Origin of the sequence: Streptomyces shenzhenensis, assembly GCF_021462265.1 — a bacterium.
Classification (GTDB): domain Bacteria; phylum Actinomycetota; class Actinomycetes; order Streptomycetales; family Streptomycetaceae; genus Streptomyces; species Streptomyces shenzhenensis.
Genome location: NZ_JAJONF010000007.1, coordinates 41065 through 60156, shown reverse-complemented (window position 1 = coordinate 60156; position 19092 = coordinate 41065). Strand labels below are relative to the sequence as shown.

Sequence of the window (19092 nt, the reverse complement as noted above, 5' to 3'; positions counted from 1 at the left end):
CGAACCCGTGTGTCAACACGGTTATGACTCACAGACGAAGGAGAAGCCTGGTCGCCACCGCGCTCGGCACCGGGTTTCTCATAGCCGGCGTGGCCGGCGCCGCGCCCGCCTCGGCCGCCACGCCCACCGTCAGCTGCACGTCCACCAAGGCGGCTCTGGCCACGAAGCTGAAGAAGGACATCACCGCGGCCATCGCGAACCGCAAGGGGACGATCGCCGTCGGCCTGTACGACCGTTCGACGAAGACGACCTGCGCCCTGCGCTCCACCACGCACTACGACTCGGCCAGCACGGTCAAGGTGACCGTCCTCGCCACGCTGCTGTGGGACGCGACGAAGCACAACCGGAGCCTGACCACCACCGAGCAGTCGCTCGCCAAGGCCATGATCACCAAGTCGGACAACGACGCGACCAGCACGTTGTGGAAGCAGCTCGGCCTGACGAAGATCAAGGGCTTCCTGACCGCCGCCGGGATGACGCAGACCACCCCGGGCGCGAACAACTACTGGGGGCTGACCCAGATCGACGTGCACGACGAGCAGAAGCTGCTCGCGCTCGTCACCGCCAAGAACACCGTGCTCAGCGACAGTTCGCGGGCCTACATCCTGAAGCTGATGGGGCAGGTCGTCTCGTCCCAGCGGTGGGGCACGCCGTACGGCGCCCCGTCCGGCGTCTCCGTGCACGTCAAGAACGGCTGGCTGCAGCGCGCCACGCACGGCTGGCGGGTGCACAGCCTGGGCACGTTCACCGGCCGCGGCCACGACTACCAGATGACCGTGCTGACCCAGGACAACAGCACGATGAGCTACGGCATCAACACCATCCAGGCCGTCGCGAAGGTCATCCACAAGGACCTCGCGGCCTCCTGAGGCGGACGGCGGCCGCCGCGGCGAACGGTGGTCACCCTTTGGCCGTAAACCGCCCCTTTCCTTCACGGGGCGGTCTCCTCTCCGTCGCCGATCCGCCCTACGGTGATCGTCATGCGCCTGCGAACCGTACTCGCCACCGTCACCGCCGGCCTGGCGGCGGCCACCTGTCTGGCCGCCGCCGGATCCGCCGACGCCGTCGCGACCGGCAGCACCGCCGCGGCCAACTCCGCCGCCACCCATGCCTGTTCGCCCTCGGTCTCCCTCGACGGCTTCTCCGACGCCCTGGACAAGACGTCCTTCGGCGGCTATTTCGTCGGCAACCTCTCCGCGCTCGCGGTGGACCGGGACGGCTCCCTGGCCGCCCTCGCCGACCGGTCCTACCTCTTCGACCTGGACGCAAAGACCCTCGCGCCGAAGAGGGTCGTCGGGCTCGCCGACGAGCACGGCGCCGCGCTCGACTCCGAGGGCCTGGTCGTGGACCGGGACGGCACCCGCCTGATCACCTCCGAGACCGAACCGTCCGTCCGCCGCTACTCGGTGGACGGCCAGATCCTGGACCGCCTCCCCGTGCCCTCCGCCCTCCTGGTCTCCCCGGCCGGGCGGGCCACCGCCAACCAGACCTTCGAGGGCCTGACCCTCCTGAACGGCGGCCGCACCCTGCTGGCGTCGATGGAGTACGCCATCTCCGGCGACACCGCCGGGATCGTCCGCTTCCAGACCTGGCAGCGCACCAAGGACGACCACTTCAGGCTGTCGGCCCAGTACGCCTACCGCACCGACGACCCGACCCTCGGCGTTCCCGAGGTGCAGGCGCTGCCCGACGGCCGTCTCCTCGTCCTGGAGCGCGGCTTCACCTCCGGTGTCGGCAACACCGTCCGCCTCTTCCTGGCCGACCCGCGGCGCGCCACGGACACCAGCGGCATCGAGAACCTCACCGGGCAGGCCGGTGTACGGCTGATCAGGAAGACCCTGCTCACGGACATCGCGAGCTGCCCGTCGCTGGGCGCCACGGCCAAGCAGCCGCAGCCCAACCCGCTCCTCGACAACATCGAGGGCATGGTCGTCACCGGCCGCGCGAAGGGCGCGTACAAGGTCCTCCTGGTCAGCGACGACAACCAGAACGCCGCCCAGACGACGCGGTTCTACTACCTGCGAGTCCGTGTCTGACAGATGCTGCCGGGCAGGTGGCACGGCGCGGGTCCGCCGAGGTACAGACCCGCGTCGGCACGGCTGTCAGCCGCGTGCGGTCGCGGTGAGGTTGCGTACCAGGATGCCCTTCACCAGGCGGAGTTTGGCGAGTTGAGCGTGACGCACCCCCCCTTCCCGGGCCAGCATGGCTACACGTTCGGTGAACTCCTTCTGGGCCGCTGGGACCGGTACAGGCACTTCCACGTCGAGCAGCCTTGCCGGACTCACGAGGCGCAGGTCGCCGTCGGACCGTGCCACCGTGTACACGCTTTCCTGGGCTTCCGGCAGCATCAGCCACGCGACCAGGTAATCCGCGGACAGACGGCCGACGTCGGGCCTGATGCACAGGACGCCAGGACTGTACGTCGCTTGCCCGGCTCCACCTCGCCACACAGCGGCGCGGAAGGTCCGTCCCGTCGCATCCGCGGGTGCGAACAGGACGTCTCCTGACCGCAGTGTCGCCGGCAGCCTCGGCTGACGTGGTGACAGTCCGGTTTCGGCGGTCTGCCGGGCGGGGGGCGCCAGGACGCGCTCGGTCAGGTCCGCCGGGCGGAGAACCGGTATCCCGAGGCTGTCCCCCGCGCTGGGGGCGATGACGGGCCGTACCAGTTCGGCCACCTCACGCAGGGGCAAGCGCCGCGCCCGGCCCACCTCGTGGGAGTCGACCGCGGCAAGCAGCGCGAGCAGTTCCTCGACATCCAGTTTGGCGAGTTCCCCCTCGACGTCCTTCTCGGCCTCGATCAGGGAGTGCACCACATCGGCCACCACGGTCCGGTCGGCGAGGAGGTGTGTACCGTCGGCCATAACTTCCCATGCGCACCGCCGGGACCAGGGGTAGGTCGGGGCGGGACCGGTGCCCGTCGTCTCTTTCAGCTGCTGCTCGATCTCCCGGAAGGACAGTCCGTACTTCTCCCACCAGTTCTCATAGGCACGGACCAGTTCCTGGCGCCGGCCCCGCAGAAGGTCGTCGAGCCTGCGCCGCAGCCCCTGGCGAAGGATGTCGAGTACCGCCCGGCGCTCCTGGTGATCGGCGGCCAGGGCGGCTCGAGCGCTGGTGAGCCGCTCCTGCGCGCCGTCTTCGAGGCGACGGACCACGGTGATGGCATGCGCACGCTCACGTTTCACCTGAGCAAGTTCCGCCCGCTGCTCCTCGCCCGCGGCAGCCGCCTCCTGCGCCGGGGACTCGCCGCCGCTCCCGTCGTCCTCCCGGTCGCCTTCGTCCGGCCGGGCGCGCAGCTCGTGCCAGCGCTCGTCGAGTTCGGCCCTCCGCGCGTCCGCCGCCGCCAGCTCCGCCAGGAATTCCGGGGCGACAGCGGCCACGAGCCTGTGCTGGTACGCCGCACGCCGCTCCCCCGCCGTCGGCCGGCGCAGCGCACCGGTTCTCGGGTCGGCTTCCGGCGCGAGCTGTGTCACGACATCCGCCATCCAGCCGTCGAGTACCCCCGCGAACCCTCTCTCGGCGAGCGCCAGCAGGTCATACCTGGCCTCGCGCCACCAGTCGATCACCGCGCCCGTGAGGGCGGACCGGTCGACGAGCCCGACTTCGCCGAGGCGGGTCACGAAGGACTCGACCAGCGACTCCCGCGCGGCCCACAACGCCGCCCGGCGCCGAGCCGACAACGGACCCGCCGACCTCTCGGCGGACGTGGCCAGTGCCACCAGATGCCCTGCCTCCGTCTCCCACCACTCGCTGAAGGCCACGCCGAGCAGCTCCTCCCGGGGACGGGCCAGGTCGGCGAACCATTCGGTGTCCGGCCGTCGGCCCTTCGGCAGGAAGTCGACGTACTCGGGGTCGGCCGGAAGGCGCTCCTCGAAGAGGTCGGTCAGTGCTATCCCATAAGCGCCGAGCAGTTCCCGCTTCGCCTCGATCTCCGCGCGGGGCACACCGCCCACCAGATGCGCACGCACGTCCTGCGGCTCCGGAGGCGGCGTGCTGTCCACGTACCGGCGGACGTTGAGGTTGTCGTCGTTCGCCCGTAGTTCCTCGCGGTCGACCAGACGCGAGAATCCGGGCACTTCCACGAACTCGTGGAAGACGGACGTGATCTTCTCCGACTGCTCGGCCAGCAGCACGTTCTGCGCGCGCTCCGCACGGAATTCGCGGTCCGCGTTGATGAACAGAACCTTGCCCGCCCGCGCCGGGTCCTTCTTCCCCGGCGGACGCAGTACCAGGACGCAGGCCGGCATGCCGGTGCCGTGGAAGAGGTTCGGAGCGAGGCCGATCACCGCCTCGATCGTGTCGTCGTCCAACAGCTTCGTGCGGACCGTCCGTTCTCCGCCGCCCCGGTACAGCACACCGAGCGGCATGACCGTGACGACCGTGCCGCCCCGTCCCTGACGCCGGGTCTCCCAGAGCATGTGCTGGACGAACATCAGGTCCGCCTTGCCGCGCTCGCCCGTCACCCCGTACGCCGCACGCTGCTCCGGGTACGCCAGATCGCTCAGCGTGTAGTCCATGGAGAACGGCGGGTTGCTGAGCACTCCGTCGAACCGGTCGACGTCCGAAGTCGGCACGTGTGCCGGTGCGGTGAGCGTGTCCCCGGTGCGGAGGTCGAACCGGCGCACCCCGTGGAGGACCAGGTTCACCGTCGCCGTCGCCCAGGACCCGTTGTTGGCATCCTGGCCGGCGAAGAACATGGCCGAGGCGTCGCCACCGTGCTCCTCCACGTACTCCTTGGCGGAGACGAGCATGCCGCCCGAGCCCACGCAGGGATCGTAGATCCGCATGCCCGGCTCGGGTGCCAGCAGGTCCACCATCATCCGGACCACCGGGCGTGGTGTGTAGAACTCACCGCCGGCCCGGCCTCCCGAGTCCGCGAACGCCTTGATGAGGTACTCGTACGCGGCACCCATCACGTCCGGGGACTCGACGTCACGTGTGCTCAGCCGCACGCGGTCGAAGTGCCCGATGAGCAGCTTCAGCCGCTGGTCGGCACGCGCGGTCGAGGAGCCGCCGAATCCGCCGATCCGGCCGAAGTCGAGGTGGCTGAAGAGCCCCTGGAGCGTGGGGTTCTGCTGTTCCAGCGCCCGCAGCGCCGGATGCAGTCGGCCCTCGGCGATGTCGTGCGTGGCGGTGGATATCTCCGCCCAGCGGGCGATCCTCGGTACGAAGAGCACACCGCGTTCTCGGTACGCCGACTCATCTTCGAGGAGGTCGGCCAACGCCCCGCCGGTGAGACCGAGTTCCGCAGCCGCATGCTCCTCGATCACTTCACGCGCCGCGTCGAACTCGTCGTTGGCTCCCTTCAGGAACAACAGGCCGACGATGTAGTCCTTGTACTCGGAGGCGTCCATCGCCCCCCGGACGATGTCGGCGGCGGCGAAGAGGTGCCGCTCCAACTGGGTGAGCGTGAGCTTGGCCACGAACGGCTCCCTACGGCCTGAAATGGTGTCAGGTGGTGGCAGGTGGGGTCAGTACGCAACGATTCCGAGCCCGTGTTCCACGAATTCGTGGACATTGGTGTACGGGTCCCGGTTGACGAGCGCCACATGGTCACCGTGCTCCGCGTTCATCTGAAGGGCGCGCTTTTGGGCCTCCCGATAGCGTCCGGTGACCTGGTGCGGCAGCACCACTTTGATGTTGGCTCCGTCCTTCGGATCCCTGGCGAAGGGCAGCCTCGTGGTCACGTGCCCGCAGACTCCGCCGAACGTGCCGGTGACCGGCTTGTGGTGCAGCAGACGCCAGACCTCGAAGCAGGGATGGGAGAAGGCGACTTTCACGTTCCCCTCGCGGGCGTGCTTGAGCGCGGTCTCGATGCCCTCGTGCTCGTCCCGGTCGAACAAAACCCAGACTTGCGGCCAGTACTCCTTCGCCAGCCCGTTCTTTCTGGCCGCCCGCTGCTCGTCGCTCATCAGGTCGACCGCCGCTTCGACAAGCTTGAGCGGCTTGCGCTGGGAGCCCGGAGCAGAGGCGTTCGCGATCCGCACCTCGACGGTGACCACCGGGTCGGCCGGCTCACCGCACGCCCTGATGATGTCGATGTAGGAGGGTTCCGTGACCAGCCCCTCGGTGAAGACATGGACGACCCTCTTGCGCCGTCCACGCCGCTGCGCGGGGCCCAGCGACTCCTTCCCCTGCTTCGCCTTCCCCATCAGCTCCGCCCCGCCTCGGGTGCGTCCTGCTGCTGGTCGGCGAGCAGACGGCGGGCGATCTGGCCCTCGTGAAGGGACGGCACCGCACCGAAGGCCCCCGCCAGGTACGACTTCATCAGGTCCTCCTCCCTCGCCGGGGACGCCGCCGTCAGCGGATACAGCTCGGTCGCCCCGTCCGCGTCCTTCTCCGTCAGCCATACCTGGCCGGGATCGAGCAGCCGGCCGCCGCTGGGGGTGGTCAGAACCGTCGGGTCGTGTGACGTGAAGACCAGCTGGGCACCGTCGGGATTGGCGTACGGGTCGTTGAAGAGCCGGACGACCTCAGCGGCGAAGCGCGGATGCAGGCTGGCGTCCAGTTCGTCGACGAGCAGGACAGCACCTTCGTCGAGCGCCAGGAGCAGCGGGCCGAGGAGGGCGAACCAGGAGCGGGTACCGAGGGACTCGGTCTGCCAGTCGAGGGCGGCCTCCCCGGCGGTCGAGCGATGGACGAGCCGGACGGTCGACCGGCCTCTGCCATCGTCCACCACTTCGGTCCCGGTGATGCCGAGGTCGGCCACGCGCAGGAGTTCCTCGATACGGCGGGCGCGGGTTCCGGAGAGTTCCTCGCGGGTGAACGCCTCGCGCTGGTCCCGCTCGACCTCCGGATCGATCAGCCACAGGTTGCGGCGGAACCAGTGGAAGAGAGGCGACAACTGCGGATGGTTGTCGGTGCCCGCGGTGGAAAGCAGGAGGGCGTTGGGGCGGGTGCGCCGGGCGAGCTGCGCACGGTCCTTGACCCGGCTTCCCGGCCAGTCGTACGGCTCGGCGCGGGAGGCGTCCCGGTCCAGCCAGACCTGCCGGTGTCCGCGCGGGTAGCTGTGCAGCCATTCGGCTTCCACGCGGCTGCCGCCCAGCTCGAATCCGTATGTCCAGCGAACCCCGTCCAGCAGGAGATCCACTTCGAAGAAACTCGGTTCCTCGGTCCCTTTGGGGTCGAGCGCGAAGACCGAGCGGGGCACGCCGTCGTACGAGGCCCAGCGGGCATAGGAGTCGAGCACCGCGCTCCGCATGTCCACGAGTGCCGCGAGCACGTTCGACTTGCCGGAGGCGTTGGCGCCGAAGATTCCGACCAGCGGGAAGACACCGATCGACCGGTCGCCCGCCAGACGTACCGGACGGGCCGGAAACGTCGGCTCATCCTCGGGGGTCACGAAGGACAGCTCCTGCTCGTCGCGCAGGGACCGCACGTTCGCGACACGGAACCTCAGCAGCACGCTGTCCTCCTCTCCTGCCTCAGCGTAGTCGCCCCAGGCACCAGATTCTCCCGTCGGCCGTCCTGGTCTCGGGCAACATACCCGGTACCGCTGGTACCGCATGGCCGAACGAATGATCGCGGCACACCGGAGCGACCGTTCGCGGCGGAGTACCGGTCGTCGGCCGCACCGGCCGCCCTCTTACCGGCATCTCACCCACCCACAGCCTGCGCCCAGGATCGGCACAGCCCTCACCCATCGGCCGCCCGCATGGTGGCGTGGTGACATCTGCCACCGATCCCGTCCCCCACACGCCCGTGTCCCCCGACTGGGGCCCGCCCACGGCGTCCGCCGCGGCGCCCCCCACGGCCACTCCCGCCGCCGCCCCGCCGGACACGGCACCGCGCTGGTCGCTCCCCGCGTTGATCGCGATCCTGCTCCTGGCGTCGGTGCTCTACTCCTGGAACCTCTCCGGTTCCAGCATGAACACCTTCTACAGCGGCGCCGTCTGGGCCGCCACCAAGAGCTGGAAGGCCTGGTTCTTCGGCTCGCTCGACCCGGGCAACTTCCTGACCGTCGACAAGCCGCCGCTCGCGACCATGGTCATGGGCCTGTCGAGCCGGATCTTCGGTTTCGGCACGTGGCAGATGATGGCGCCGATGATCGTGCTGGCGCTCGCCACGATCTGCATCCTGCACTCCACCGTGAAGCGGGTGTGGGGACACGGCGCGGCGACCGTCGCCGCGCTGGTGCTGGCGCTCACCCCGATCACCGTCGCGATCAACCGCGACAACAACCCCGACACCCTGCTGGTCTTCCTCATGGTGTCGGGCTCGGCGCTCGCCTTCCGCGCCACCCGTGACGAGAAGCTGCTCCCCCTGCTCGGCGCGGCGGTCTGCTTCGGTCTCGCCTTCAACACCAAGCTGCTCGCGGGCTGGATCGCGCTCCCGGCCGTGTTCGCGCTCTACCTCTACGCGTCGAAGGCCACCTGGGCGAAGCGCGCCGTCAACCTGCTGCTGGCCGCCGTCGTGCTGGCCGTCTCCAGCTTCTGGTGGGCGATCGCGGTCTCCCTGGTCCCGGCCTCGGACCGGCCGTACATCGGCGGTTCCACGGACGGCTCCGCCTGGGACCTGATCATGGGCTACGACGGTCTCGGCCGTGTCTTCGGCGGCGAGGGCAACGGCGGGGGCGGCGGGGGCGGGGGCGGCGGCTTCTCCGGTTCGGCGGGCCTCGGCCGGATGTTCAACGACATCCTCGGCGGCCAGATCTCCTGGCTCCTCCCCTTCTCCGCGATCGCCCTGGCCGGCGGCCTGGTGCTGTGCGGCCGCGCCCCGCGCACCGACCTGAGGCGGATGGCGCTGGTGCTGTGGGGCGGCTGGACCCTGCTGCACTACGTGATCTTCGCGACCGCGCAGGGCACGATGCACCCGTACTACACGACCGCGCTCGCTCCCGGCATCGCGGTGCTGTGCGGCGGCGGTGGCGCGATGCTGGTGCGGGCCTTCCGCACCGACAAGCGGTGGATCTGGGTCCTGCCGCTCGCCTTCGGCGTCACCGGCGTCTGGGCGATCGTGCTGCTGCGCCGGGCCTCCGGCTGGAACACCTGGCTGTGGCCGACGATCGGCGTGCTGACGGTCGCCGGCATCGTGGGCATGCTGGTCTTCCGCTCCGGTGCCAGGGTCCGGCTGCTGACGGCCTCCCTGGCGGTGGCCCTGGTCGCGGCCCTCGCGGGTCCGACGGCGTACGCGATGGCGGTGCCGTTCGGCAGCACCGGCGGCGGCATGGGCGGTACGAACCCGACCGCGGGCCCCTCCACGGGCGGCGGCATGGGTGGCGGCCCCGGCGGTGGCGGCGGCAACCGCAGCGGCGGCTTCCCGGGCGGCGGCGAGATGCCGGCCGGTACCCAGCAGGGCGGCGGCCAGAACAGCCAGGCCGGCGGCGAGACGGACGGCGGCTTCCCGGGCGGTGCGAACGGCGAGGCGCCGAGCGGTGGCATGCCCGGCCAGGCTCCCGGCGGCACCGGCAGCGGCCAGATGACACCCGGCGGCGGCAACGGCGAACTGCCGGGCGCCGGCAACGGTGAACTGCCCAGCGGGACCGGCGAGATGCCCGGCGGCGGTACCGGCACCGGGCGCATGGGCGGCGGCTTCGGCGGCGGTGGCATGGGCGGCATGGGCGGCGCTGTCGACAGCGGCCTGATCGCCTACCTGAAGAAGCACCGGGACGGCGCCACCTGGCTGCTGGCCGTCTCCAACTCGCAGTCCGCCGCGCAGATCGAGCTGAGTTCACAGGAGCCCGTGATCTCCATGTGGGGCTTCACCGGCTCCGACAACGCGATGACCGTCGCCAAGCTCAAGGAACTGGTCAAGGCGGGCAAGCTGCACTACATCCAGGTCGGCGGCAGCGGCATGGGCGGTGGCATGGGCGGCAACAACAGCGTCAGCTCCGCGGTGACCGCCTGGGTGCAGAAGTACGGCACGGCGGTGAAGGAGAGCGCGTACAGCAAGAGCACGACGAGCGGCTCGACGTCGAGCTCGAAGTCCTCCAGCTCCTCGTCCTCTTCTTCCTCGTCCTCCTCTTCGTCGCAGAGCACCACCTCGACGCTCTACCGGCTGGACCCGTCGGACGTCAGCTGACGCGGTCCGGCACCCGAAGATGGTCCCCGGCCACACGGCCGGGGGCCTCTTTTTACGTTCCGTTTACCTGCATGTCTTCATGTCCATGCCACGCTCCTTCTTGCCGCCTCGTCAACCCGCGTAGATGGGAAACTCTTTATGCTGGCGACATACATCCGGCGCTGGAAGTCGGTGGCCCTGACGACCGCCGCCGTCCTGGTGGGCCTCACCGCCCCGGCGCTGACGGCGACCCCGGCCGCCGCCACCACGACCGCGTACGACTCGACGTACTACAAGAACGCGATCGGCAAGACGGGTACGAGCCTCAAGTCGTCCCTGCACACGATCATCAGCGCGAACGTCACCAATCTCTCGTACTCGGCGCTGTGGGACGCCCTGAAGAAGACCGACCAGGACCCGAACAACAGCAGCAACGTGATCCTGCTGTACTCGGGCATCTCGCGCAGCAAGTCCCTCAACGGCGGTGCCGGCGGCGACTGGAACCGCGAGCACGTGTGGGCGATCTCGCACGGCGACCTGACCACGTCCACCGGCCCGGGCACGGACCTGCACCACATCCGGCCCGAGGACGTGGCGGTCAACGGCAAGCGCGGCAACCTCGACTTCGACGAGGGCGGCTCCACCTTCACCAACAGCGGCGGCAGCAAGGTCGACTCGGACTCCTTCGAGCCGCGCGACGCGGTCAAGGGCGACGTGGCCCGCATGATCCTCTACATGGCCGTCCGCTACGAGGGCGGCGACGGGTTCGCCGACCTGGAGCCCGACGACAAGGTCAACAACGGCTCCACCCCGTACATCGGCAAGCTCTCGGTCCTCAAGCAGTGGAACGACGAGGACCCGCCGGACTCCTTCGAGGAGAACCGCAACGACGTCATCTACAGCACCTACCAGCACAACCGGAACCCGTTCATCGACCACCCCGAGTGGGTCGACGCGATCTGGTAGGAACTAGAGGAGACAACGGTCGTACGGATGCACCTGTACGGCCGTCGTCACCCGTCACCGCTCACTTTCGCCGCGCGTGGGAAACGTGCTGGTGTCGACCTTTACCCGCTCCCCCGTCGCGAGAGTGAAACTGACCGTCTCGCCGTACGGGAATTCGGCGGCCTGCCCATACCCGGAGGGCTGCGGCTCCGACAACAGGGTGACCATCTTCTTGAAGGGGTCCGCGATCAGGTAGAAGTCGATCCCGAACCGCCCGTACTTCTGGACGTTCCGCACGTAGTCCTTCTCGTCCCCCGGCTCGGAGGGAACCTCGACCACCGCGAGGACATCGAGGCAGGAGTAGCTGTTCTTACGCCGCTCGGCGTCGAAGCCGACGATCGTGAGATCCGGCGCCGCGTCATTCTCTCCCGGGAAGGTGATCAGCACGTCCCCGAAGACCCGCTCCCGCGCGATCCCCGCGGCCTTGACGGCGTCCTTCACATCGGAAACGGTCCAGTCCTGCTCCGGGCTCCGCGGGGTCATGATCACCCTTCCGTCGAAGACCTCGACCTTGAAGCCCTCCGGGATACCGCCCCGCTCGATCAGGTCGCTCATGATGGACACTGCAGCTCACCTCCTGCCTGCACTATGTCGTGGGGTGGATCCCTCCGGTGGTGTTGAACTACTAGTTCCCCCACACCAGTGAAGTCGATCTTGGCGTCGGGCGTGTCACGGTGATCGCCCAGGAGCATGGGTGCGCCTCGACAGTTCCGTCGGGGCGCCCCGACTCATCGTTCCGGAGAATCCCGTGAAGCTGCGTACGTGGTCGTTGGCCACCGCCCTCGCCCTGACCGCGCTCGTCGTCCCCGCCCAGAGCGCCTCCGCACATGCGGCCGCCGGTCCTCCCGCCTGCCCCGACGGCTCGGTGTGCTTCTGGAGCGGAGAGGGCTTCGACGGCGACTACTGGGAGTGGACGTCCCGCAGCGGCTACCGCGACATGCCGCCGAACCTCCACGACAACGTCGGCTCCTTCGTCGCCTCCACCCGCGCCTGCTTCGTCAACTGGTCCCCGGTCGAGAAGCGCGACGTCTACAACGGCGACTGGCGCTCCCAGTACGGCGGCGACTTCGGCGGCCGCATCGACGGGGTGGGCCCGGGGCCCTGCTGAATCACGGCAGGGCGGGGGCGGGCAGGTCGAGGTCGGGCAGCGAGAAGTGAGCCGCGATCGACCGCGCGATCCCTGCCTCGCCGTCGCCGCCGCATTCCGCGTGCGGCCCGATCAGGTTCGCCGCCGCGAGGACGGATGCCAGCAGGTCGGGCCGCTCGCCCACCCCGTAGGACGGGGTCTCGAAGCTGAGGCCGGTGATCAGACGTCCGTCGCGGTAGTAGCCGAACTCGGGACCGTGCGCCTTGGCGATGCACGGCTCTGTCACGAAGACGGCGAGTTCACCGCCGGCCCGGCACAGCCGCCCGTAGTCGACCAGGCCGTGGTCGTCGCTGTCCCAGCCCAGCATGTCGTGCATGATCACACCCCAGTCGGCGCCCTTGCCGTACGCGAGAGGCATGCGTTGTGCGGCGAGGAGTCCCCGGACGAGCTCGTCCAGCGACATCCCGCGGAAGAAAACGACGTTGACCTCTTCGTGAGGTGGGAGGGGCCGGCGTATCCAGTGCGTCATGCGAGCACGGTAGGGGCTGCCTCTGACACCCTGCATGGGGCCTGTCCGGCGGATCTTTCCTGGCTCGGCGCTTCTGGCACGGCTGCGTTACCGGGCGGCACCAAGGTTGGCCGGGCAGTCACGCGAGCGATGGCCACCGGTCGGCGGCCCACTCCAGCCATCCTGACCACCCGGGAGGCGGCTCTCCCACCTCATGTCCATCGAGTTCCGTGGCGTCGGGCTCCTCGAACAGCGTCCTCCAGTGCAAGAGCTCCGTCTCGCTCATCACGAAGGTCTGATCGGGGGTGGTCGACTGGCGATGGGCGATCCGAGCACGTTGGGTCTCGTGGTCCACCGGTACGTACACGAGTTGACAGGACGCGCCCACAGACATCACCAGCCAGCGGATCGCGGACCTCTCGTCACGAGACCAGCATCCGAAATCCAGGATCACGTTCGTTCCCAGTTTCAGCGCCTCCAGACCCAGCCAGAGCAGCCGACCTTCCAACACATTGCGCTTCCCGGCCGGCTGCGGATCGCCGAACAGCGGGCGCATCCACTCATCCGGCGTCAGCCGCAGCGCGTTGTGCTCCTTGGCCAGCTGTCGAGCTCTCGTGGTCTTTCCGGCCCCGGGCAGGCCAACCGTCAGGAACAACGTCGTCACGCCCAGATCTTGTCACGAAGGCCAAGCGATCACGGTGTGAGCCAGAGGCGGATCGAAGTCACGGTGCCGGTGCCGTACGACGGCGCTGCGGGTGCGTGCCAGCGCTCGGAGGAGGCGGTACACGCTGAGCGTGTCTGGCCTGCGCGTCACGATGCGAAGCGGTGCGTGGGCCGCGTCCACGGGGATGGTCCGGACGGGTGGCAGGGTCCAGGAATCGGTCAGGTACCAGCGTCCCTGCGCCTCGGCGGCGGGGTAGGGGGAGGAGATCCGGACGGGGGACATGGCTGAGCGCGCGGACGTACGAGGCTTTATGGCGGGAACGTCCGCACGCTCGGCGGTGACGGGCCGGATCGGCGGGTCAGGTGCCGGTGTCCTCCGCAAGGACCTCGTCGTCATCCGGGACGGACAGGCGGGCGCCCCTGCTACGGGCGATGCGGTGCACGTCGCGCAGCGATTCGGTCAATCGGGCTGCGAGAAAATGAAGTTGGGGCGCGGTGGCCTTGCTGTCACCCAGGAGATCGGCAGCGTGGTCGAGGAGGTCGTCGGCCATGTCGAGTTGGACGGCTTCGACGTTGTCGGCGATGCGGGAGAGATGACCGGTGCCGGTGGTGTCGGTGACGAGGTAGCAGGGGTTGCCATCGAGGTTGGGCCAGGGAAGGAGGCGGGGCCGGCTGACTGTGGAGGCGGCGATGTCGTGGCTCTCGTAGATCACGCGACGGTCACCTCGGTGGCGTGAGTTCGGTCCGAACCGATGTCCGCTCCGTGGATTTGCCGAGGCCCCGCATCGACGCCGTGCACGGCGAGCCAGAGGGTCCGACGGCGAGCGCGCTGCCGTCTGGCCTGCTCGCGTTGTTCGTGGGCGAGGAGGTAGGGGCGGACAAGTGGGGAGTCTTCGCCACGGAGGGGGGTTTCGTACAGCGAGGGCGCGCGGTTGGGCGCGAGGTGGGTAGCGGCAGACACGGGGGTGAGCAGCGCCCCTCCCCCGGGGAAATGCCGTCGGCGCCCGGAGGCGGGCCACACCAGCCGCAGCAGCGGCTCGATGAGGCGGGCGATATGGTGCAACACGTTCTCAACTCCATAGTGGTTGAGTGCCATGCCCCCGGGCCGTCGCTAGCGGTCGCGGGGGTCTCCCGTTTCGGCCGAGATCACTCGGCGCCTGTGCAAGAGGTAACCGCTCGGACACCCTCCGCAGGTACCGTTGGAGGACGGTGGGACCGTGAACGCCGTGAACGCCGTCGTTGGACACCATGAAGGCCCTCGGGAGTTGAGGACATGGCACGGAAGCGCACCCCCAACCGCGCCCTGGACAACCTGCTTGACCAGGCACGATGGACCAGGACCCAGCTCGCACAGCAGGTGAACCGCCTCGGCCCTCAGGCAGGACTCGACCTTTCGTACGACCGCACCGCAGTCGCGCACTGGATTGCAGGGGTCCAGCCAAAGCACCAGGTCAGGGCCCTGATCGTCGAGGCCCTCTCGGCGCGACTTGGACGACCCGTCACCCACGCGGAAGCGGGCCTGGAGCCCGCGCCGTCACTCATGGGGGCACAGTCCGCCGACACTGTCGAGGAGCTGATCGACCTCGGAAGGGCAACAATGGATCCGTCCCGCCGCAGCCTGCTGGCAGCCACGGTCTTCTCAGCCGCTTTGTCTGTACCCGCGTTCCCCCTCCCCGCACGAGCGGCATCCGAATCTGTGACTCCGGGCAAGAAGACGGTTCGTATCGGCTCTTCACAGGTGCAGTCCATCCGCACCATGACCGATCGGATCGCGGACATCCTCGACGAACTCGGTGCCGGGCACGCGTTGCCCATGGCGTCCGCATTCCTCGTCAACACCGTCGGCCCCTGGCTCCAGGCGCAGGCCACAGAATCCGTCCGCAAGGACATGCTGGCCGCCGCATCCGACCTCACGTACCTGACCGGCTGGATGGCCATGTACGAGAAGGCCCACGGCCTCGGACAGCGTTACTACGTCCAAGCCCTCGGCCTGGCTCGCGAGGCGGAAGACCACGTCACCTACTGCCGGACCCTGCGCGGCATGTCCCTCCAGGCCTCCAACCTTGGCTACGGCCCCAAGGCCCTGGAACTCGCGGACTCCGCAGCGGAAGCAGCCCCCTCTGCGGGCCCGCGTCTCGTGGCGTTCCTACGTGGCCAGCAGGCCCACTCCGCGTCCATGGTGGGCCTGAAGCAACAAGCCCATGCTCGCCTGAAGGAGGCGGAGGACGCACTGTCGAAGGCTGACAACCACAGGGACGCGATCGGCGGCTACGACCAGACCGCCTACCTCTTCCACGTCTCCCACGTCCTGCACGAGGAGAAGGACTTCGCGGGCTCGATCAAAGCGCTGAAGCAGTCGATCCGTCTCCAGCCGAAACAGGAACGCCAAGGCCGCGTGCACTCCTACGCCCTGCTCGCACAACGCCAGCTGCGCGTCGGCCACCTGGACGCGGCCTGCGAGAGCTGGTCACGTTTTCTGGACGAATACGAACACGTCTCGTCCAACCGCGGTGACGACCACTTCCGCACGATGAGCATGGAACTGCGTCGGCACCCAACTGCCAGGCCGGTACGTGAGCTTGTACGCCGTGCGCGCGATGTGGCTGCGGCCAAGGCGGCGTGAGGTCCGTAAAACCGGGTCTTCGAACTTGTTGGGGTGCGGCTCAGCGCGAGCGGCTTGCGCCCGCTGTCCGCCTTGCGGTCGGCGATGTGCATCTCCACCGGGACTTTGTCGGACTGCGGGACAGCCTGGTCCTTGAGGATGCCGAGGTACGACGGCTCGGTCACCTTGCCCTCGGTGAAGACGAAGACCTGGCGCCTGCGCTGTCCGCCCTGTGGGCCCGGACTCTCCCACGAGTCCTTGCCCCTCTGCGCCCGCCCCATCAGTCGCGCTCCGGCCCACTCGATCGCCCGCCTCGTCGTACCCACCGGGCTCACGGGCCGCCGGCAGCCGTCGCGCGATCTGCCCCGCAGGAAAGCCGGAACTCCGACATATCCCGTGCAGGCCACCGCGGACAGCCGATCAGGTGATCAAAGCGAGCCCAGGTGCGTCGGCGCGAACATCCGAAGTACCGCCGGAAGCACCACCACCGAGGGACCCGGCGTCGCGAGCGCCGTCGCCAGGTCCGCCGCCAGCGTCTCGGGGGATGTCCGGACGCCCGGGACGCCGAAGGACTCGGCCAGCGCCACGTAGTCGGGGCGGGTCAGTTCCGTCGCCGTGGCCTCGCCGAACGCGTCGGTCATGTACTCGCGGAGGATGCCGTAGCCGCCGTCGTCGACGATCAGCCAGGTGACCGGGAGGTGGTGCTGCTTCGCCGTCGCCAGTTCGGCGACGGAGTACAGGGCGCCGCCGTCGCCGGAGACCGCCAGCACCGGGCGGGTGGGGTCGGCGACGGCCGCGCCGAGGGCCGCCGGGAAGCCGTAGCCGAGGCCGCCGGCGCCCTGGGCGGAGTGCATGAGGTTCGGCGCCTGGGCGTCGAACGCTGACCACGCCCAGTACGTGAGGATCGTCATGTCCCAGAAGGACGGGGAGCCGGCGGGCAGGGCGCGGCGGACCGACGCCAGCACCTCCTGTTCCAGGGTGAGTTCCTGGGCGGTGAGGCGTTCCGAGACACGCGAGAGCAGGTCTCGTACCCGGTCCGCCGCACTGTCGTCCTCGCGCGGACTCACCGTCTCCAGCAACGCCTGCAACGCCGGCCTCGCGTCCGCGTGGATGCCCAGTGCCGGGTGGTTGGACTCCAGCTTGCCGAGGTCCGCCTCGATCTGGACGACCCGGCCGCGCGGCTTGAACGTGTGGTAGTTGGAGGAGAGTTCGCCCAGGCCCGAGCCGGCCACCAGCAGGACGTCGGCGTCCGCCAGGAAGTCCGTGGTGTGGCGGTCCTCCAGCCAGGACTGCAGGGACAGGGGGTGGTGCCAGGGGAACGCGCCCTTGCCGCCGAAGGTGGTGACGACCGGGGCGTTCAGCTTCTCGGCCAGCTGACGGAGTTTGCCGGACGCGTCCGCTCGTACCACTCCCCCGCCCGCGATGATCGCCGGCCGGGCGGCGTGCGAGAGCAGGTCGGCCGCCACCGCCGTCAGTTCGGGGCGCGGGGGGAGTTCGTCCGGGGTGGCGTCCACCGCCGTCACCACGGGCAGCGCGGTCCTGGCGAGGAGCACGTCCTGCGGGATCTCCACCCACACCGGGCCGTGCGGGGCGGTCAGGGCCGACTTCCAGGCCGCCGCGAGCGCGGACGGGATCTGCGACTGGGCGCGGACCGTGTGGACCGACTTCACCACGCCCCGGAAGGCGGCCGCCTGGTCCGGGAGTTCGTGCAGATATCCGTGGCGGCCGCCGCCCAGGCCCGCCGTCGGGATCTGGCTGCTGATCGCCAGGACGGGGGCGGAGGCGGCGGCCGCCTCGTGCAGCGCGGCCAGCGAGGTCAGCGCGCCGGGGCCGGTGGAGAGGAGCAGCGGGGCCGCCTCGCCGGTGATCCTGCCGTAGGCGTCGGCCGCGAAGCCCGCGTTGTTCTCCACCCGCAGGCCGACATAGCGCAGGGCGGAGCGGCGCAGCGCGTCGAAGACGGCGAGGGCGTGCTGGCCGGGCAGCCCGAAGACGGTGGTCGCGCCGAGCCCGGCCAGGGTCTCCACGACCAGGTCCCCGCCGCTTCGGCCGGCGGGCGGGTTCAGGGCTGCGGCCGTCTGCGCCTCGGTCGGGCGGAGCACCAGGTCGTGGTCGTGGGTCACTTCGAACGCGCCTCGGCAATCTTTCGGGTCGTGATCGTGCTCGGTCGGTACGCGGTGTGCGAGGCCGCCACCGAGGTCGCACGCGGCCGGACCGCGCGGGATCTCCAGCGGCTCCCCGGACGTCATACCACCGGCCTCGGGCGGGCCGGCGGCCGGGGCGCGCGGAGTCCGGACCGTCGATGACGAACTCGACGCCTCCGACGTGCGGATGGAGCGGTGGTTTCGCCCCGGGGCAGGAGTGATCCGTCTCAGTGATCCACGTCCCAGCGCGCGATACGCGGGCGAAGCGCACCGCGCGCTGCCCCAGAATGGAGCCATGCCGATACCCGGGACGCCCAGCCGCGCCGAGCTCGTAGAGCACCTCGTGAAGACCCGTATCGCGGGCGATGTCGCCACCCCCCGCGAGAACAACCTGCTCCACTACCGCAAGCTGGCCAACGGCGAGCGCAACTGGTGGCTGGGGCTGGAACTCGGCGACCGCTGGAGTGACGAGCAGGACGTGCTGGCCGTGATGGCCGAGCGGGTCGGGGTGAACGACGATCCCGAGTACCGGTACGGCCAGGACACCATCGACCCCGAGCTGACCGTGGACGGCCTGGACCGGCTGGCGGCCCGGCTGCGCAAGGCGGCCGACGGGCAGCAGCGGGTGCTGTTCGCGACCGGTCACCCGGGCGGTCTGCTGGACGTGCACCGGGCGACCGCGGCCGCGCTGCGCGCCGCCGGCTGCGAGATCGTGGTCATCCCGGACGGGCTGCAGACGGACGAGGGGTACGTCATGCAGTTCGCCGACGTGGCGGTCCTCGAACACGGGGCGACGCTGTGGCACACCCACTCCGGGGAGCCGATGAAGGCCGTTCTGGGCGGACTCGAGCGCGAGGGGCGCCCGCTGCCGGACCTGGTCGTCGCGGACCACGGCTGGGCGGGCCACGCGGCGCAGGCGGGCCTGGACTCCGTCGGATACGCCGACTGCAACGACCCGGCGCTGTTCCTCGCGGAGGCGGAGGGCACCCTGCTGGTGGCCGTACCGCTCGACGACCATGTGATCAGCCCGCGGTACTACGACCCGATGACCGCGTATCTGCTGGCCGAGGCGGGGCTGGCCTGACAGACC

General features: G+C 69.6%; 15 protein-coding genes and 1 pseudogene. 7 read left to right on the top strand and 9 right to left on the bottom strand.

From position 1 onward, the window contains the following. Positions 1 to 23 precede the first annotated feature (23 nt). Positions 24 to 869, top strand: a complete 846-nt coding sequence (locus LQ326_RS12235; protein ID WP_234535629.1) for a serine hydrolase — start codon at positions 24 to 26, stop codon at positions 867 to 869. A gap of 111 nt (positions 870 to 980) precedes the next feature. Further along, complete coding sequence (locus LQ326_RS12230) at positions 981 to 2036, top strand: esterase-like activity of phytase family protein (RefSeq protein ID WP_234535627.1); 1056 nt, start codon at positions 981 to 983, stop codon at positions 2034 to 2036. A 66-nt stretch (positions 2037 to 2102) separates the two neighbouring features. Here LQ326_RS12230 and LQ326_RS47825 read toward each other — a convergent pair whose 3' ends face one another. The 3 genes from LQ326_RS47825 to LQ326_RS12210 are packed head-to-tail and all read right to left on the bottom strand — an operon-like array spanning position 2103 to position 7402. Further along, positions 2103 to 5420: an N-6 DNA methylase gene (locus tag LQ326_RS47825; protein ID WP_308401905.1), complete on the bottom strand. Its 3318-nt coding sequence runs from the start codon at positions 5418 to 5420 to the stop codon at positions 2103 to 2105. A 48-nt stretch (positions 5421 to 5468) separates the two neighbouring features. Beyond that, entirely contained in the window at positions 5469 to 6149 is a 681-nt protein-coding gene (locus tag LQ326_RS12215) for an RloB family protein (protein ID WP_234535625.1), read from the bottom strand. Then, the gene (locus tag LQ326_RS12210) at positions 6149 to 7402 is read right to left on the bottom strand and encodes an AAA family ATPase (protein WP_234535623.1); all 1254 of its coding nucleotides are present in this window, start codon (positions 7400 to 7402) and stop codon (positions 6149 to 6151) included. Before LQ326_RS12210 ends, LQ326_RS12215 begins: the two co-directional genes overlap by 1 nt. 260 nt (positions 7403 to 7662) lie before the next feature. Here LQ326_RS12210 and LQ326_RS12205 point away from each other — a divergent pair, with 260 nt between their 5' ends. Both LQ326_RS12205 and LQ326_RS12200 read left to right on the top strand, forming a co-directional pair. Then, the gene (locus tag LQ326_RS12205) at positions 7663 to 10017 is read left to right on the top strand and encodes an ArnT family glycosyltransferase (RefSeq protein WP_234535621.1); all 2355 of its coding nucleotides are present in this window, start codon (positions 7663 to 7665) and stop codon (positions 10015 to 10017) included. 138 nt (positions 10018 to 10155) lie between these two features. Then, on the top strand, positions 10156 to 10962 hold the full coding sequence (locus tag LQ326_RS12200; RefSeq protein WP_234535618.1) for an endonuclease I family protein: 807 nt from the start codon (positions 10156 to 10158) through the stop codon (positions 10960 to 10962). Positions 10963 to 11016: 54 nt separating this feature from the next. On the opposite strand, the gene LQ326_RS12195 is transcribed toward LQ326_RS12200, so the two are convergent. Beyond that, entirely contained in the window at positions 11017 to 11556 is a 540-nt protein-coding gene (locus tag LQ326_RS12195; protein ID WP_234535616.1) for a Uma2 family endonuclease, read from the bottom strand. A 193-nt stretch (positions 11557 to 11749) separates the two neighbouring features. Between LQ326_RS12195 and LQ326_RS12190 the strand changes: the two genes are divergently transcribed. Then, positions 11750 to 12109, top strand: coding sequence for a peptidase inhibitor family I36 protein (locus LQ326_RS12190; protein ID WP_234535614.1), 360 nt, complete (start codon positions 11750 to 11752; stop codon positions 12107 to 12109). Between the two features lies 1 nt (position 12110). Here LQ326_RS12190 and LQ326_RS12185 read toward each other — a convergent pair whose 3' ends face one another. The 3 genes from LQ326_RS12185 to LQ326_RS12175 all read right to left on the bottom strand — a co-directional run bounded on the left by LQ326_RS12185 (position 12111) and on the right by LQ326_RS12175 (position 13972). Further along, positions 12111 to 12617, bottom strand: a complete 507-nt coding sequence (locus LQ326_RS12185; RefSeq protein WP_234535612.1) for a hypothetical protein — start codon at positions 12615 to 12617, stop codon at positions 12111 to 12113. A gap of 118 nt (positions 12618 to 12735) precedes the next feature. Continuing rightward, positions 12736 to 13260 carry a P-loop nucleotide/nucleoside kinase family protein gene (locus LQ326_RS12180; RefSeq protein WP_234535611.1) on the bottom strand — a complete coding sequence of 175 codons (525 nt, stop codon included), beginning with the start codon at positions 13258 to 13260 and terminating at the stop codon, positions 12736 to 12738. A gap of 358 nt (positions 13261 to 13618) precedes the next feature. After that, entirely contained in the window at positions 13619 to 13972 is a 354-nt protein-coding gene (locus LQ326_RS12175) for a hypothetical protein (protein WP_234535609.1), read from the bottom strand. 560 nt (positions 13973 to 14532) lie between these two features. On the opposite strand from LQ326_RS12175, the gene LQ326_RS12170 reads away from it, so the two are divergent. Further along, positions 14533 to 15882, top strand: coding sequence for an NsdA family TPR-like regulatory protein (locus LQ326_RS12170; RefSeq protein ID WP_234535606.1), 1350 nt, complete (start codon positions 14533 to 14535; stop codon positions 15880 to 15882). Positions 15883 to 16289: 407 nt separating this feature from the next. Here LQ326_RS12170 and LQ326_RS12165 read toward each other — a convergent pair whose 3' ends face one another. Both LQ326_RS12165 and LQ326_RS12160 read right to left on the bottom strand, forming a co-directional pair. Beyond that, on the bottom strand, positions 16290 to 17981 hold the full coding sequence (locus LQ326_RS12165) for a thiamine pyrophosphate-binding protein (protein ID WP_234535603.1): 1692 nt from the start codon (positions 17979 to 17981) through the stop codon (positions 16290 to 16292). Continuing rightward, positions 17978 to 18140: pseudogene (locus tag LQ326_RS12160) on the bottom strand (agmatinase); the annotation flags it as partial. The pseudogene LQ326_RS12160 and the gene LQ326_RS12165, both read right to left, overlap by 4 nt. Before the next feature lie 157 nt (positions 18141 to 18297). Here LQ326_RS12160 and LQ326_RS12155 point away from each other — a divergent pair. Next, positions 18298 to 19086: a phosphatase gene (locus LQ326_RS12155; protein WP_234535602.1), complete on the top strand. Its 789-nt coding sequence runs from the start codon at positions 18298 to 18300 to the stop codon at positions 19084 to 19086. The last annotated feature ends 6 nt before the right edge of the window (positions 19087 to 19092 follow it).